Here is a 16,366-nt window from a genome sequence, read left to right as displayed (position 1 = left end):
CAAGGTCACGCCGCGCCGACCAGAGGGGTGATTCCCGACCGGCACGAGCAACGCTGCGTGACCGGGGAATCCCGGCGACTGGCTGGGACGACGAAAGAACGTTCTGGCGACGACTTAGTAGATGCCCCCCTGCCTCTGCAAGAAGTCGCTGTCGCTGGCGGTGCTGCCGGTCGCGCTCGCGCTGGGGCGGGCCGAGGGGGCGGCGGACGGCGCGGCGCGGCGGGCGCGGCGCGCCTCGCTCTGCGGCTTGAACGCCTCCCAGATCACCGCCGGCTTGGGATCGTTATCGGTCGGGAAGGTGCCGAACACCGGCCGCCCGCTCGCGCGGTCGATCCGCACCATGCGAATGCCGGGCGGCGCGCGGAACGGGATCGCCGGCATCCCGGCATAGGCCTTCTGCGCCCATTCCTTGAACACCGGCACCGCCACCGTCCCGCCCTGCGCATAGCCGCCCAGGCTGCGCGGGCTGTCGAAGCCCATGTAGAGCCCGGCGATCATCTGCGGCGTGCCGCCGATGAACCACACGTCGGTGGGGCCATTGTTGGTGCCGGTCTTGCCGAACATCGGACGATTCAGATCGCGCAGGCCCGTGGCGGTGCCGCGCTGGATCACGCCCTCGGTGATGTGCACCATCTGATAGGCGCTCATCGCGTCGAGCACCTGCCGCCCGCCGATCGCGGGGCGCGGCATCGCGCGACCGTTCCAGTCGCGTGCGTTGCACCCGTCGCAGGCGCGCCAGTTCTCGGGCCAGATCACCTGTCCGTGCCGGTCCTGCGCGACGTCGATCAACGACGGATCGTGCCAGCGCCCCCAATTGGCGAGCACGCCATAGGCGTTGACCATCTTCGTCACCGTCGTCTCACCGGCGCCGAGCGCATAGGAGAGATAGGGCGAATAGTCGCCGATCCCCATTGCCTTGATGAGCTTGACGACCCGCCCCATGCCGGTCTGCGCCGCGGTGCGCACCGTCATCAGGTTGCGCGACTGTTCGATTCCCCAGCGCATCGTATGCGGCCCCGCCCCGCGCGAATTGCCGAAGTTGCGGAAGCATTTCTGCCCCAGCCGTGCGCCCTGGTCGACGCAGAACGGCCCGTCGACGATGATCGACGCCGGGGTCATGCCGTTTTCCAGCGCCGCCGAATAGACGATCGGCTTGATCGTCGAGCCCGGCTGGCGGAACGCCTGCGTCGCGCGGTTGAACGACTGAACGCTCGACTCGAACCCGCCCTGCATCGCGAGGATGCGCCCGGTCGCGGGCTCCTGCACGACAAATCCGCCCGAGATGCGCGGGACCGAGCGGAGCGCGAACCGTCTTGCGCCGGAGGGCGCGACCGCGATGATGTCGCCCGGCTTGATCGCGGCGAAGGCGGCGCCGCCCTGGTTGCGGACCGGCATCTGCGCCGCATCGCGCGCCATCGTCCCGGTCGATCCGTCCGCGAAGCCCAGCCGCCACGCGTCACCGTCGCGCGCGATCGCGATCGCCGCGCGCCAGTTTTCGTGGTCGATCATGATGTTGGTGCCGATCAGCGGCCCCTGCCATCGATCACCCACGATCTCGATATGCCGCAACGGCCCGGACCAGCCGCGCCCGGCGTCGAAGCGCAGCAGGCCGTTGCGCAGCGCTTCGGCCGCATATTGCTGGATATTCTTGTCGAGCGAGGTCCGCACCCACAGCCCGCCGGCATAGACGCTGTGCGGCCCGTCCTCGGACTGTTCACCGAATTTGCCGATCAGCTCGCGCCGCACTTCCTCGACAAAATAGCCACCGACGCGCTCGAACTTGGGCGTGCGATGCGTGATCGCACCGATCGGCTCCGCGGCCGCCGTCTCCGCCTGCGCCGCGGTGACGAAGCCGTTCTTGACCATCTCGCGCAGCACGTAATTGCGCCGCTCCAGCGCGCGATCGGTGTCGCGGAACGGGTCGTAGTTCGACGGCCCCTTGGGCAGGATCGCGAGATAGGCCAGCTGCCCCAGCGACAGCTCGTTCAGTTCCTTGTCGAAATAGGCGTGGCTCGCCGCCTCGACGCCGTACGCGTTACGCCCGAGGAAGATCTGGTTGAGATACAGCTCGATGATCTGCGGCTTGGTCAGCGTCTCCTCGATCTTATACGCCAGCAAAGCCTCACGGATCTTGCGAGTCGGCGAATATTCGTTGCCGATCAGCAGGTTCTTCGCGACCTGCTGCGTGATCGTCGAGCCGCCCCGCGCGCGCTGCCCGCTGCCGAACTTGCGCGCATAGTCGAACACCGCGCCCGCCAGCCCGGGGAAGTCGACGCCGTGGTGCTCGAAGAAGGTCTTGTCCTCGGCGGCGAGGAACGCCTTCACCAGCAGCGGCGGATATTCGTTGTACGACAGCTCGACGCGCCGCTCGCGGGCATAGGAATAGATCGGCGCGCCATCGGCACCGCGCACGTTGGTCGGCAGCGGCGGCTCATAGGCCTTCAGCTTGTCGACCGACGGCAGGTCGCGCGCGAACACCAGCCAGAAGACGCCGAGCGCCACCACCAGCAGCGCCAGCAGATAGGTGCCCCAGCGCACCCACCAGCGACGCCACAACGCGCGGGGAGAAATACGCCGAACAGGCACGGCAGCGGTCGGATCGGAAGCCATGTCGGTTTCGGCGTGTACGGTCTCGCCCGCCAAACGGCAACTCGCTCAGGCGGGGGCGAACAGTTTCGTGCCGACGACCCCGACGATGATCAGCGCGATGAACCCGATCTGCGCGGGCGCGAGCTTCTCGCCGAACAGGAACACGCCGAAGATCGTGACCCCAACCGCGCCGAGCCCGGTCCACACCGCATAGGCGGTGCCCGCCGGCAGACCGCGCATCGCCATCGCCAGCAGCCCCATGTTGACGAAGCTGAGCGTGATCGGAACCGCCGATGCCAGCCACGATCCTTGCGTGGCGGCCCATTTCAGGCTGAGCGCCCAGACGATTTCGGTGACCACGGCGACGCCGAGGATGAGCCACGCCATTGCGGGGATCTCCTTGATTGCGGGCTCGATTGAGGAAGCGCAGCGGCCGGAAACCCGTAAGAGGCGTGCGCGGCGGGTCGGTTAGGGGTTGGGATCGGAGATGTCGAGTCCGGCCTTTCGCGGGAACTGCCGTCATCCCCGCGCAGGCGGGGATCCAGAACCTCTGCCGTCGCGCTTCTATCGGCAGACCTGCGCGTCTGGATTCCCGCCTCCGCGGGAATGACGGACATTATCGAAGGGGCCCGTAGGCCTTTACCGCTCCGCCATCCGCCGCGCGAAATACACGTCGACCGCGCGCCGCACGCTCTCGGCGATCTTCTCGCGCCCCTCCTTGCTGTCGAGGAACGCCGCGTCCGACGCGGTCGAGATATAGCCCGTCTCGAACAGGATCGACGGCATGTCCGGCGCCTTGAGCACCATCAGCGAGGCGGTGCGGTGGAAGTTGCTCTTGATCGGGATCAGCGGCCGCGCCTCCCGCCCCAAGAGGCGCGCGAACCCGGCCGAGGCGTTCATCGTCTCGCGCTGCGTCAGTTCGATCAGGATCGACGACACGTCGGGGTCGCGATCGAGCGTCACCCCCGCGATCACGTCCGCGCGGTTCTCGCGCGCCGCCAGCCGCGCCGCCTCGCGATCCGACGCGACGTCGGACAGCGTATAGGCGGTCGCGCCGGTCGGCGTGCCGGTGCCGACGCTGTCGCAATGGACCGAGATGAACAGGTCCGCCTTCAGCCGCCGCGCGATCCCGAACCGCTCGCGCAGCATGATGAAGCGGTCGTCGTCGCGGGTCAGCGCCACGCGCACCCGCCCGCTGTCGACCAGCGCATCGCGGATCGCGCGCGCGATCTTCAGCGTCACGTCCTTCTCGCGAAGCCCCGCGCCGGGATTGACCGCGCCGGGATCGCCCCCGCCATGCCCGGCATCGATCACCACCAGCGGCCGCCCCGCCGCGCCCGCGATCCGCGGCAACCGCACCCCGCGCGCCGGCGGCGGCACGCGCACCGTCACCGTGCGCGGGGTCGCCTCCCGGTGCGACTTCCACGGCAGGAAGTCGAGCTGCGGATCGCCGCCCGCCGTCGGCGCGGCCAGCACCAGCAGCGTCGCCGCGATCGTCGCTCCCGCTTTGCCTGCCATCGCCCCTTTCCCATGCTCGTGCGCCATCATGATCGTGGCGCTAGCCTGTCAGTGTTCCCGCGTGGTTAACGTGTTTGAATCATAAAAACGACCCGGTTGAAGCGGCGACGAAGCGATGCTACGTGTCGCGATGACCGGGAATGTTGCGCGAAGGTCGCGCGACGCCGCTCCGGTGCCACCCCCCGCCCGGCGACGTGCCGGCCCCGGGGTCATCAGGTTGACGTTCGCAATGCCGCATTCCGCCCGATCGCTGTTCCGCCCGGCCTGCGCCGGCGGCGGCACGATCGCGGACGGCTTTTCCCGCTCGATGGAGCGGGCGGCATCGCGAACCGCAGCAGACATCATCATCATCCGCGCCGCCGACCCCATCGGGCGGTCGGCCGCGCCTTATCGTCGCGCCCCCTCCCCTTCGGCGGAGGGCGGCGTGTGGAGAGTTTTCAATGACCACGCGTATGCTGATCGACGCACGCCACCGGGAAGAAACCCGCGTGGCGGTCGTCAAGGGTAACCGGATCGATGAATTCGATTTCGAGAGTGCCGAGCGCAAGCAGCTCAAGGGTAACATCTATCTCGCCAAGGTGACGCGCGTCGAGCCGTCGTTGCAGGCGGCGTTCGTCGATTACGGCGGCAATCGCCACGGCTTCCTGGCGTTCAGCGAGATCCACCCCGATTATTATCAGATCCCCAAGGAGGATCGCGAGGCGCTGCTGCGCGAGGAGGCCGAACACGCCGCCGAGGAAGCCGCCTTGCGCGCCGAGCAGGACGCGATCGACGACGGTGAGTTCGGCGACGATGGCGAGGGCGACGATCACGACGACGCCGACCACGACCATGACCACGATCATGACGGCGAAGAGGGCGACGCCCCTGCGCCGCGCCGTCGCGGCCGTTCGGGCGGCAACGACGATCAGGTCGAGGCGCTGCGCCAGCGTCGCATGAACCTGCGCCGCCGCTACAAGATTCAGGACGTCATCCATCGCCGCCAGGTGCTGCTGGTGCAGGTCGTCAAGGAAGAGCGCGGCAACAAGGGCGCGGCGCTGACCACCTATTTGTCGCTCGCCGGTCGCTATTGCGTGCTGATGCCCAACACGTCGCACGGCGGCGGGATCAGCCGCAAGATCAGCAACGCCGCCGATCGCAAGCGGCTCAAGACGATCATGGCCGATCTGGCGCTGCCGTCGTCGATGGGCTGCATCGTCCGCACCGCCGGGCTCCAGCGCACCAAGACCGAGATCAAGCGCGACTTCGACTATCTCGCCCGGCTGTGGGACGAGATCCGCGAGAAGACGCTGACGTCGAGCGCGCCCGCGCTGGTCTATGGCGACAGCGATCTGATGAAGCGCGCGATCCGCGACATCTACAACAAGGACATCGACGAGGTCATCGTCGAGGGCGACGACGGCTATCGTCAGGCGCGCGAATTCATGCGGCTGCTGATGCCGACCCACGCCAAGAAGGTGAAGCATTACAGCGACCCGGTGCCGCTCTATCAGCGCGCCGGTGTCGAGGATCAGCTCGCCGCGATGTACCATCCGGTCGTCCAGCTGAAGTCGGGCGGCTATCTGGTCATCAACCCGACCGAGGCGTTGGTGTCGATCGACATCAACTCGGGCCGCTCGACCCGTGAACACAATATCGAACAGACCGCCACCGCGACCAATCTCGAGGCCGCGCAGGAAATCGCGCGCCAGCTTCGCCTGCGCGACATGGCCGGGCTGATCGTCATCGACTTCATCGACATGGATAACGGATCGAACGTCCGTAAGGTCGAGAAGGCGATGAAGGAGGCGCTGAAGAACGATCGCGCGCGTATCCAGGTCGGTCGCATTTCGGGCTTCGGCCTGATGGAGATGAGCCGTCAGCGGCTGCGCACCGGCGTGCTCGAAGCCTCGACGCGCCCCTGCCCACATTGCGAAGGCACCGGCTTCGTCCGCACCGCCTCGTCGTCGGGCCTGTCGGCGCTGCGACTGATCGAGGACGAAGCGGCGCGCGGGCGCGGCTCGATCCTGACGCTGCGCTGTAGCCAGGAAGCGGCGTTCTACGTGCTCAATCGCAAGCGCGCCGATATCGCCGAGATCGAGGATCGCTACGGCGTCACCGTCGAGATCATCCCCGATGGCGAGGAAGAGGGCGCGCGCATGTCGGTCGAGGCCAGCGGCCCGCCGCCCGCGCACCCGCCGAAGTTCGATCGCCCGATCGTCGAGGAGCCCGAGGACGATCTGGTCGAGGACGAGATCGACGAGGAGGAAGAGGCCGAGGACGAGGACACCGTCGAGCAGGTCGCCACGCCCGAGGGCGAAGGCGGACGTGGTGGCCGTCGCCGCCGTCGTCGTCGCGGGCGTCGCGGTCGCGACCGGGTCGAGGGTGAGGAGCAGAACGGCGAAGCCGGCGAGGAAGACGCCGACGAGGTCGAGCCGGTCGAGGCGACCGACGCCGACGCCGAGCCGGACACCGGGGTGGACGCTGACGCCAGCGAGGAAGCCGAGCGCGAGGGCGGTCGTCGCCGTCGTCGCGGACGTCGCGGTCGCCGTCGTGACGGTGAGCGTGGGGGCGAGCAGGCTGCCGAGGCGCAGGTCGAGGTCGTCGATGACGCCGCAATCGAGCCCGAGCCGGTCGCTGCCGACGAGGTCGTCGAGGAAGCGCCGGCGGTTGAAGAGCCCGCCGCGCCCAAGACGCGTCGCCGTCCGCGCGCCCGTGTCGCCGCCGAGCCGACCCCGGCTCCGACCGCGCGCCGTGGCCGGAAGCCCGCTGCTGCGCCTGCCCCGACGCCTGCGCCGGAGCCGGAGCCGGTCGCCGTGGAGGAGCCGGTCGCCGAGGAGGCTCCTGCCAAGCCGAAGCGCACGCGCCGCAAGAAGGTCGCCGAGCCGGTGGTTGAGGCGGGCGATGCCGGCCCGGTCAACGACGGCCTCCCCGCGCCTGAGCCGGTCGCCGAGGAGGCTCCTGCCAAGCCGAAGCGCACCCGCCGCAAGAAGGTCGCGGAAGACGCCGCTCCCGAGCCGGTAGCGGCGGTGGAGCCGGCTGCGGACGAAGCGCCCGCAGCCGAGGAACCGGCCGCCGACGCCGACCCGTCGACTGCACAGCCACGCCGCGGCTGGTGGCAGCGCACGTTCGGCGCGTGACCCGATCGGCCGGGCTTCAGCGGCGGTTCAGTCGAACCGCCGCAAAGCCCGGCCGATGATCTCTGCCTTTACGCCATTCGTCGTTGCGAGCGGAGCGAAGCAATCCAGAGCCGGAACGGGACGCCCCGGATTGCTTCGCTACGCCGCCACTGACGCAGGGCCGTTCAGCTGGCACCTTTCACCTGCTCTCTTCCATCATCCCGGACTTGATCCGGGATCCCGCTTCTTACCACGGTCGCGAAGAGCAGGACCCCGGATCAAGGCTCTCCCGAGCTTCGTCGAAGGGTCCCGAGCGACGAACAAGGTGAACGTTCCGGTGAAAAGCACCGACGCGCCTTCCGGCTCCCGCCGTCATACCCTAAGACCCGCCCCATGCGCCGTCTGATCGCCGCCATCGCCACCACCGTCCTGCTCCTCGCGCAACCCGCGCAGGCGCAGTCGCTGTTGCGCGATGCCGAGACCGAGGCGCTGCTCAAGGACATGTCCGCCCCGCTCGTCACCGCCGCGGGGCTGCGCCCCACCGACGTCTCGTTCGCGCTGGTCAACGACGATTCGATAAACGCCTTCGTCGCCGGTGGGCAGACCGTCTACATTCACACCGGGCTGCTCCAGCAGGCCGACAGCGCCAATCAGGTGCAGGGCGTCATCGCCCACGAACTCGGCCACATCGCCGACGGCCATGTCATCACCAGCGCGCAGGGCCAGAAGCCCGCGATGGGCGTCTATCTGCTCTCGATGGTGCTCGGGCTCGCGGCAATGGCGGCGGGCGGCGGCGAGGCCGGCGCGGGCATCCTCGCCGCCGGGCAACAGGTGGCGATGGGCAAATATCTCGCCTTCAGCCGCGTACAGGAAGCAACCGCCGACGCCTCGGCGGTTCGCTATCTCGACACCGCCGGGATCACCGGCAAGGGGATGCTCGAGTTCTTCAAGAAGCTGCAACAGCAGGAATATCGCTACGGCACGAAGAACATCGACCCGTTCATGCAATCGCACCCGCTGTCGGGCACGCGCGTCCAGACGCTGACCGCCGATGTGCAGGCGTCGAAGGCGTGGAGCAAGCCACCCAACAGCGCGCTTCAGGAACGCTTCCTGCGCGTCCGCGCCAAGCTCGACGGCTATCTGATGCCACCACCGCAGGCGCTCCAGAAATATCCCGACAGCGACCAGACGGTCTACGCCCATTACGCGCGCGCCTATGCCTATCACCGCGCCGGCTATCCCGAGAAGGCCGATGCCGAGGCCGAGGCGCTCGTCGCCAAAGAGCCCGACGATCCCTATTTCCAGGAGATCATGGGGCAAATCCTGCTCGAAGCCGGCAAGCCCAAGCTCGCGCTTGCCCCACTCAAGCGCGCCACGGAGGGCTCGCGCGCCAATCCGCTGATCGCCACCACCTATGGCCACGCGCTGATCGCGACCGAGGACGCCGCGAACTACGACGAGGCGAAGCGCGTGCTGCGCACCGCGGTGGCGCGCGACGACGAAAATCCGTTCGCGTGGTTCCAGCTCGGCACCGTCTACGAACTGACCGGCGACGAGGCGCGCGCCGCGCTGGCGAGCGCCGAGCGCGCGAGCATGATAGGCGACGACCGCACCGCCGCCGACCGCGCCCGCTTCGCGATGGCGGGCATCCCGAAGAACACCCCCGACTGGATCCGCGCGCAGGACATTGCGATGACCGCGCAGAACGCCGTCGACAAGAATGGAAAGAAGAAGCGCCGTTGAACCGGTTGATGGTGTTGGCGCTGGTCGCGATCGGGCTGTTGTTCGGCGCCGGCGGCATGTGGCTCGCGGATCGCGCGGCGCCGGTTGGCGCAGCCGATGAGGCGCGCATCGGCCGCGTCGTGCGCGAATATGTCCTGGCGCATCCCGAACTGATCCCGGAGGCGATCGAACGGCTGCAACAGCGCGACGCGACCCGCGCGATCGCTGCTAATCGCGGCGCGATCGAGGCACCCTATGGCAACGCGTGGATCGGCAACCCGAACGCCGATGTCACCCTCGTCGAATTTTACGACTATAATTGCGGCTTCTGCCGCGCCAGCCTGCCCACGATCGAGAAACTGGTCGCCGCCGACAAGAATTTGCGCGTCGTCTTCAAGGAACTGCCGGTGCTGGCGGACACCAGCCGCACCGCCGCCCGCGCCTCGCTCGCCGCCGCATCACAGGGCAGATTCAAGGGCTTCCACGACGCGCTCTACGCCGCCGGCCCGGTCAGCGACGCGACGATCGCCCAAGCCGCGCGCGCCAGCGGCGTCGACCTGTCGAAAGCGCCCGCCGACACCGAAGAAGCACTAAACAGCAACCTCGAACTCGCTCAAAAGCTTGGAATAAGTGGCACCCCCGCGTGGGTGGTCGGCGATCAGTTGCTCAGCGGCGCACTCCCGCTCGACCGCCTGCAGGACGCGATCGCGAAAGCTCGCGCGTCCTAGACCAGCTCGCCTCCGCCCCGGACCTGATCCGGGGCCCCGCTTCCCGACCACAGGGCAAGAAGCGGTAGCCGGATCAGGCCCGGGACGGCAGATCAGCCCAGAGCCACGCGCACACGCGTCCGCCGGCGGCACGCCGCGCCGACCACGCCGAAGCCGAGCATCATCATCAGCCACGTCCCCGGCTCCGGCACCGTCGCCGTCGGTTTGAGATCGAAATTGTAGGTGGTGCTGCCCGTGCTGGTGGTCAGCGTCACGTTGTCGGCAAAGGCGTGATAGCCTTTCCCCAGCCCGCCGCCCACGCCGACCGACATCCCCAGCACCCGCGCGCCGGTGAGCTGCGACGCCCAGCTGGCGATCATCTGGCCATCGTTCTCGTTACCGCCCGTGATGTAGAATTTGTCCGCGCTGGTCGTGCTGTACCAGGTATCGCGCGTGGTCTTGCCATAGGTGCCGTTATACGCACCCTCCCAGATCAGCTCCTTGCGCGTGCTGCCGTCGAGGATCAGCAGCCGCAGCGCCGGAGTATAATCGGCATTGTACGGATTGGTCGAATCCGCGGCGACCCGCCAGTCGAACGTCAGCGCGCTGACGTCGGCAAGCGCGCCGATGTCGGTGCGACCGAGCGTGAACTGGATGCCGAGCTGCGTGCGGGTCCGGTCGCCGCGCATTTCAAGCGAGCCGTTCCCATTGTATGCAACGGTGCTCGTCACCGCCGCGGTACTGCCGGCATTGTTCTCGCCGGGATAGGTGCCCCACGCCGTCTTGCTCGGCAAACCCGCGACATTGGATACGATGACAGTGGCGGCCGAAGCCGGTGCCGCCACGACGACCAATGCCGCCGCGGTCAGGCTGTAAAGCGCTTTCATACGTCCTCCCCATTCCGACAATCCTGTCGGTACAATGGGTTAGAAGCGCTTAGCGGCCGGGCTCCAAGGCCGATCGCTTTCCGCGCGCCCCATAATGATACAGATTGAGGATCGTGGTTAAGTTCAAACGATTGTGGCGAAATGCGCGACGCCGACGCAGTTGCCGGCAAGCGCCCGCGGCACGATGGCGGAACGATTGCCCCCCATCGGCGTAACGATCTCGATCATTGTTCAGGGGGCGCAATGCCGGAACCGATTCTCACCGTCGCGGGTGTGTCGAAGACCTACAAGAACGGCCCGACCGCGCTCGGCACCGTTGACCTGACCGTCAACCGTGGCGAAATCTTCGCGCTGCTTGGGCCGAACGGCGCGGGCAAGACGACGCTCATCAGCATCATCTGTGGGATCGTCACCCCCAGTGCCGGCACCGTCACTGTCGCGGGCCACGACGTGACCCGCGACTACAAGGCCGCCCGCCGCGCGATCGGGCTGGTGCCGCAGGAGCTGGCGACCGACCAGTTCGAAAGCGTGCTCGCCACCGTCACCTTCTCGCGCCGGCTGTTCGGGCGCTCGGGCCATTCCGACTATATCGAACAGGTACTGCGTGATCTGTCGCTGTGGGAAAAGCGGCATTCGAAGATCAAGGACCTGTCGGGCGGGATGAAGCGCCGCGTGCTGATCGCCAAGGCGCTGGCGCACGAGCCGCAGATCCTGTTCCTCGATGAGCCGACCGCCGGCGTCGACGTCGCGCTGCGCCGCGACATGTGGAAGCTGGTTCACCGGCTGCGCGAACAGGGCGCGACCATCATCCTGACCACGCATTATATCGAGGAAGCCGAGGAGATGGCGGATCGCGTCGGCGTCATCACTGGCGGCAAGTTGTTGCTGGTGGAGGAGAAGAACGCGCTGATGGCCAAGCTCGGCAAGCGCCAGATGGACCTGACGCTGGTCGAACCGATGACCGCGATCCCGGCGGCGCTATCCGACTGGCCGCTGACGCTGGAGGACGAGGGGCATACACTGCGCTACATCTTCGATGCCAAGGCCGAGGATACCGGCATCCCACGGCTGCTCGAACGGCTGGCGCAGCAACATATTGCCTTTCGCGACCTCGAAACGCGCAAGTCGAGCCTTGAGGACATCTTCGTCGATCTGGTGGGAGAGCGCGCATGAACCTGCACGGGATCTGGGCGATCTATCGCTTCGAGATGGCGCGGTTCGGGCGGACGATCTGGACCAGCCTCGCGACGCCGGTCATCACCACCACGCTCTATTTCATCGTCTTCGGCGCGGCGATCGGGTCGCAGATGCGCGGCGTCGACGGCATCAGCTATGGCGCGTTCATCGTGCCCGGACTGATGCTGCTGACGATCTTTTCGGAGAGCATCTTCAACGCCAGCCTCGGCATCTACATGCCGAAATTCACCGGCACGATCTACGAATTGCTATCGGCCCCGCTGTCGCCGATCGAAACGGTGCTCGGCTATGTCGGCGCGGCGGCGACCAAGTCGATGGTGATCGCGATGGTGATCTTCGCCACCGCGCACCTGTTCGTCGACCTGCACGTCGCGCATCCGCTGCTGATGCTGCTCTACCTGCTGCTGGTCACGGCCAGCTTCGCACTGTTCGGCTTCTGCCTCGGCATTTGGGCGAACGGGTTCGAGCAGTTGCAGATCATCCCGCTGCTGGTCGTTACCCCGCTGACCTTCCTCGGCGGCGCCTTCTACTCGCTCGACGTCCTGCCCGAGCCGTGGCGGACGGTGACGTTGTTCAATCCGGTCGCCTATCTCATTAACGGCTTCCGCTGGACCTTCTTCGGACAGAGCGACGTGTCGTTCGCGCTGTGCGTCGCGGTGACGCTGGGGTTCGCGGCGCTGTGCCTCGCCGCGGTGGTCACGATCTTCCGCACCGGCTGGCGGCTGAAGAGCTGACCGCGCGCGCCATCAACCGCCGCAAGAGCCGTCATCCCGGATCAAGCCCGGGATGACGCGACAAGAAGGGTGTTGAATCTACGTCGGCCGGTCGTGTCGCCGCCAACCGGCCGTGCCGGTCAGTCGGCCCGCAAGGTGTCGTACACCGTCACCTTGCGCCACAACGGCTCGCAATCGGCGACGAACTGGCGGTGGATTGGATGATCCTGATAGGCCTTCTGGTCGGGCACGCTGTCGAAGAACATCAGCTCCGATACCTGATAGCTGCCATCGACCACATCGCGCGCCTCGGTATCCGCCGGCACGCCGATATGCAGCGCACGGATTACCGGGATCGCCGCCAGCGTGCGCAATCCGGCGATCAGCCGGTCGCGATCGGCGGTCGAGGTCGGATCCTTCAGCCAGAAGAACACGTGATGCACCACCTTGGCGGGCACCGGCGCGGCGGCCGCCCGCGCCTCGCCACCCGAAAGAGCGCCAACCATCCCCGCGCCACCGATCGCCATCATCGCCATCATCTCCCTGCGTCCCGCATCCACGGCCTGTCTCCCTTGTGTCGCGGCGGGATGTGCCTCGCGTGACAAGGAGTTGCCAGCGCCAAATAGTCGTACGGCGCGGCAGGATCGCTCCTGCCGCGCCGTCCGTCAGCCCAGAAAAGGCCGGCCCGCGGTCAGGCGGTACGCGTCCCCGACAGCGGGAAGCTGCCGAACGCGCCCGCGCCGACGCTGCCGGTGATCGTGTCGCCATCCACCGTCGCGGTAATGTCGAGCGTCATCGGCATCGGCACCGTCATCTGCTGCTTCCAGGCCAGCGTGTTGCCGTCGACGGTGCCGTTGACGTCCGACGCCCCCATCGCGCCCGATGCTTGCCCGGTGAACGCATTGCCCGACTGCGTGACGGTCAGCGTCAGCTTCTGATCGCCGAGCGGCGACTTCACCGTGCAATCGTAGGTACCATCCACTCCGGCCATCGTGTTACTCCTTACTTGGCGGCGGGCGCCGGAGGCGTTCCGGCCACCGCGGCAGCCGGGATGACCTCGACCGGCAGGCCCAGCGAGTCAAGCTGCGGCTTCACCTTGGCGGCCTCGCCGACCACGACCCATACGAACTTCGCCGGATCGATCGCGGCCTTGGTCGCCGCATTCACCTGCGGCAACGTCAGCGCGCGATATTTCTGCGTGATCGTCGCATAATAATCGTCGGGACGCTTGTAGAGGTCGTTCGACTGCATCGCGGACAGCACGTCCTCCGACGTCTCGAAATTGCCCGACAGCGAGCGTGTGCCGGCGTTGATCGCGCGGGTGAATTCGTCCTGCGTCATCGGCTTGCTGGACAGATATTGCGTCACGTCGTTGCGCAGCGCCGTGACCGAAGGACCGGTCTGGTCGGCCTGCACCGGCGCATACATGACATAGGGCGCCGCCTCGGCGTTGCGGCTGAAGCTCCCGCGCACCCCGTAGGACCAATGCTTGTCCTCGCGCAGGTCCATGTTGAGCCGGCCGAGGAAGCTGCCGCCCAGCGCATCGTTGCCGACCTGCACCGGAAGCAGATCGTCGGTGCCCTTCAGCCCGGTCTGCACCCCCGCCGCGATCATCGACTGCGGGCTGGCGGGACGGTCGACCAGCACGATCCGCGGCGACACCGACGTGACCGCGGGCGGGAACGTCTTCGCACCGGCCGCGCCGGCCGGCTTCCAGTCGCCGAACCGCGCCTCCATCACCTGCCGGATCTCGGCGAGCGGGCGGTCGGAGACGACGAAGATCTTCGCCTTGTCGGGCCGCAGCCACGCCTGCTGGAACGCGATTAGCTCCGCGCGGGTCAGCCCCTGCACCGCCGCCGCATCGCCCGCCCCCTGCGCCTTGGCGTAAGGGGAACCCGGCCCCACCAGCTTCGGCAACACGCGCTGCACCAGCCCCTGCGGACTGGTCAGCTCCTGCGCGATTTCGGCCAGCTGCTGCGACTTGACGCGCGCCAGCTCGCTTTCCGGGAAGGCGGGCGTCCGTGCGATGTCCGCCCACAATTCCGTACCCGCTTCGAGGTTCGCGCTCGGGACGCGCAGCGACAGCGTCGTGCGATCCGGGCTGCTCCCGCTCGAGATCGACGCGCCCAGCCGCTCGCGCGCCTCGGCGATCTGGATCGAGTTCAGCCGCTTCGTGCCCTCGTCCATCATTGCCAGCGTCAGCTGCTGCGTGCCCAGCTTGTCCGCGACATCGGCGGCGATGCCCGCATCGAAGCTCAGCACCGCCTGCGTGATCGGCACGACCGCGCGGTTGGCGTAGACCAGCTCGATCCCGTTCGACAGCCGGGTGCGCTCGACCGTCGGGAACGACAGGCCGGCAACCTCACCGACCGCCGGGATCGGGCCGCGCGTGCCCTTCGCCGGCTGCTCGGGCGCCTCGACCACCTTGGCCGGCGGCACCGCCTTCGATTCGGCGTAAGCGTCACGGTCGCCGTTGACGATGTCGAGCTGATAGGACGGCCGCGTCAGCCATTTGGCCGTCGCCGCCTTCACGGTCGCGGGGGTCTGCGCCGCCAGTTCGGCGAGCTGCTTCTTGTAGAAGCCCGGATCGTTCGAATAGAGCGCGCCCTCCGCCAGCGCGACCGCCTTGCCGCCGAACCCGCCGACCGCTTCCAGCCCGTCGATGCGGCCCGACACGGTGCTGGTGACGTAGCGGTTCACCTCATCGGCGGTCGGCCCGTTCTTGATGAAGTCGGCGACGAGCTGGTCGATCCGCGCCGAGACGGTCGCGGGGTCGACGCCGGGGCGGACCAGCGTGGTGATCTGGAACGTGCCGACCTGCGCGAACGACTCATATTCGGCCTGCGTCTGCACCGCGAGCTTCTCGCCCTTGACCAGCACGTTGCTCAGCCGCGAGCTGGCCAGCCCGCCGAGCACGCCTGCTGCGACCTCCAGCGACGCCGAATCCTTGTCGTTGAGGCCCGGCACCGCCCATTCCTTCATGATCAGGGTCGCGGCGACGCGGTCCTTCATCACTTCCTTCGCCGGCCCGGGCAGCGATGCCGGGATCGGCGCAGGCGGCGCGACGCTCTTCGGCCCGGCGGCGATCGAACCGAAATACTTTTCGACCAGCGGGCGGGCGGTCGCGACATCGACGTCGCCGGCCAGCACCAGCACCGCATTGTTCGGCCCGTAATGGCTCTTGAACCAGTTCTTGACGTCGGCGAGGCTCGCCTGGTCGAGATCGGCCATCGAGCCGATCGTGGTGTGCCCATAAGGGTGCGTCGCCGGGAACAGCCCCTCGGTCGCCTTGTAGCGGAGCAGTCCGTACGGCTGGTTGTCGCCCTGACGCTTCTCGTTCTGCACCACGCCGCGCTGCTCATCCAGCACGCCCTGCGTGATCGCGCCGGTCAGATAGCCCATCCGGTCCGACTCGAGGAACAGCGCGCGCGCCAACGCCGCGGTCGGCACCGTCTCGAAATAATTGGTGCGGTCGAAATAGGTCGTGCCGTTGAAGTCGGTGGCACCAACCTGTTGCAGCGGCTCGAAGAAGTCGCCCGGCGCGTTCTCGCTGCCGTTGAACATCAAATGCTCGAACAGGTGCGCGAAGCCGGTCTTGCCCTGCGGCTCGTGCTTCGACCCCACATCGTACCAGACGCTGACCGCCACGATCGGCGCCTTGCGGTCGGTATGGACGATCACGCGCAGGCCGTTCTTCAGCGTAAACTGCTGATACGGAATGTCGACCGCCTTCACCAGTTGCGATACCGGCGCGGGGGCGGCAGCCGGTGTATTCTGGGCCAGAACGGGGGTCGTCAAAGCCGCCAGCGCCGATCCGGCAGCCAGGAATGCGCGATAAGCCAACGTTGATGCTCCCCCGGGGAAATGAAGTGTCGGTCGAAACCATAGCGACAGCCGCATCCGCCGCAAGCGCGACGACTGACCCGTTTTCGATA

13 protein-coding genes are annotated in these 16,366 nt (G+C 67.5%); 5 read left to right on the top strand and 8 right to left on the bottom strand.

What is annotated here, in order from left to right; translation table 11 throughout:
- Positions 1-114 precede the first annotated feature (114 nt).
- The 4 genes from SPHPH_RS0103945 to SPHPH_RS0103930 all read right to left on the bottom strand — a co-directional run bounded on the left by SPHPH_RS0103945 (position 115) and on the right by SPHPH_RS0103930 (position 4,458).
- The gene (locus tag SPHPH_RS0103945) at positions 115-2,610 is read right to left on the bottom strand and encodes a penicillin-binding protein 1A (protein WP_028965515.1); all 2,496 of its coding nucleotides are present in this window, start codon (positions 2,608-2,610) and stop codon (positions 115-117) included.
- A gap of 45 nt (positions 2,611-2,655) precedes the next feature.
- A complete protein-coding gene (locus tag SPHPH_RS0103940) occupies positions 2,656-2,976 on the bottom strand; it encodes a DMT family transporter (protein WP_028965514.1) in 321 nt (106 codons plus the stop codon).
- A 252-nt stretch (positions 2,977-3,228) separates the two neighbouring features.
- On the bottom strand, positions 3,229-4,137 hold the full coding sequence (locus SPHPH_RS18875; RefSeq protein WP_081668493.1) for an N-acetylmuramoyl-L-alanine amidase family protein: 909 nt from the start codon (positions 4,135-4,137) through the stop codon (positions 3,229-3,231).
- A gap of 18 nt (positions 4,138-4,155) precedes the next feature.
- Positions 4,156-4,458, bottom strand: a complete 303-nt coding sequence (locus SPHPH_RS0103930) for a hypothetical protein (RefSeq protein WP_156025817.1) — start codon at positions 4,456-4,458, stop codon at positions 4,156-4,158.
- Positions 4,459-4,559: 101 nt separating this feature from the next.
- Between SPHPH_RS0103930 and SPHPH_RS0103925 the strand changes: the two genes are divergently transcribed.
- From SPHPH_RS0103925 to SPHPH_RS0103915, 3 genes are all read left to right on the top strand, one after another.
- The gene (locus tag SPHPH_RS0103925) at positions 4,560-7,226 is read left to right on the top strand and encodes an Rne/Rng family ribonuclease (RefSeq protein WP_028965512.1); all 2,667 of its coding nucleotides are present in this window, start codon (positions 4,560-4,562) and stop codon (positions 7,224-7,226) included.
- Positions 7,227-7,598: 372 nt separating this feature from the next.
- Positions 7,599-8,948, top strand: a complete 1,350-nt coding sequence (locus tag SPHPH_RS0103920) for a M48 family metalloprotease (protein ID WP_028965511.1) — start codon at positions 7,599-7,601, stop codon at positions 8,946-8,948.
- Positions 8,945-9,655 (top strand): DsbA family protein, encoded by a 711-nt coding sequence (locus tag SPHPH_RS0103915; RefSeq protein ID WP_238302875.1) that lies wholly within the window; start codon positions 8,945-8,947, stop codon positions 9,653-9,655. The genes SPHPH_RS0103920 and SPHPH_RS0103915 overlap by 4 nt, the downstream gene beginning before the upstream one ends.
- A 92-nt stretch (positions 9,656-9,747) precedes the next feature.
- Here the strand turns inward: SPHPH_RS0103915 and SPHPH_RS0103910 are convergent, their stop codons facing one another.
- On the bottom strand, positions 9,748-10,521 hold the full coding sequence (locus SPHPH_RS0103910; protein WP_028965509.1) for a PEPxxWA-CTERM sorting domain-containing protein: 774 nt from the start codon (positions 10,519-10,521) through the stop codon (positions 9,748-9,750).
- Positions 10,522-10,764: 243 nt separating this feature from the next.
- On the opposite strand from SPHPH_RS0103910, the gene SPHPH_RS0103900 reads away from it, so the two are divergent.
- Both SPHPH_RS0103900 and SPHPH_RS0103895 read left to right on the top strand, forming a co-directional pair.
- Positions 10,765-11,694 carry an ABC transporter ATP-binding protein gene (locus tag SPHPH_RS0103900; protein WP_028965508.1) on the top strand — a complete coding sequence of 310 codons (930 nt, stop codon included), beginning with the start codon at positions 10,765-10,767 and terminating at the stop codon, positions 11,692-11,694.
- On the top strand, positions 11,691-12,452 hold the full coding sequence (locus tag SPHPH_RS0103895) for an ABC transporter permease (protein ID WP_028965507.1): 762 nt from the start codon (positions 11,691-11,693) through the stop codon (positions 12,450-12,452). Before SPHPH_RS0103900 ends, SPHPH_RS0103895 begins: the two co-directional genes overlap by 4 nt.
- Positions 12,453-12,571: 119 nt before the next feature.
- On the opposite strand, the gene SPHPH_RS0103890 is transcribed toward SPHPH_RS0103895, so the two are convergent.
- The 3 genes from SPHPH_RS0103890 to SPHPH_RS0103880 all read right to left on the bottom strand — a co-directional run bounded on the left by SPHPH_RS0103890 (position 12,572) and on the right by SPHPH_RS0103880 (position 16,274).
- On the bottom strand, positions 12,572-12,991 hold the full coding sequence (locus tag SPHPH_RS0103890) for a Dabb family protein (protein WP_238302872.1): 420 nt from the start codon (positions 12,989-12,991) through the stop codon (positions 12,572-12,574).
- A gap of 131 nt (positions 12,992-13,122) precedes the next feature.
- Positions 13,123-13,422, bottom strand: a complete 300-nt coding sequence (locus tag SPHPH_RS0103885) for a hypothetical protein (RefSeq protein WP_028965505.1) — start codon at positions 13,420-13,422, stop codon at positions 13,123-13,125.
- Positions 13,423-13,433: 11 nt separating this feature from the next.
- The gene (locus tag SPHPH_RS0103880) at positions 13,434-16,274 is read right to left on the bottom strand and encodes a M16 family metallopeptidase (protein ID WP_037488050.1); all 2,841 of its coding nucleotides are present in this window, start codon (positions 16,272-16,274) and stop codon (positions 13,434-13,436) included.
- Positions 16,275-16,366: the final 92 nt, after the last annotated feature.

This window comes from Sphingomonas phyllosphaerae FA2 (genome assembly GCF_000427645.1).
Lineage (GTDB): Bacteria > Pseudomonadota > Alphaproteobacteria > Sphingomonadales > Sphingomonadaceae > Sphingomonas > Sphingomonas phyllosphaerae.
The sequence above is the reverse complement of the archived record's forward strand: the minus strand, read 5'-3'. Positions and strand labels throughout refer to the sequence as shown.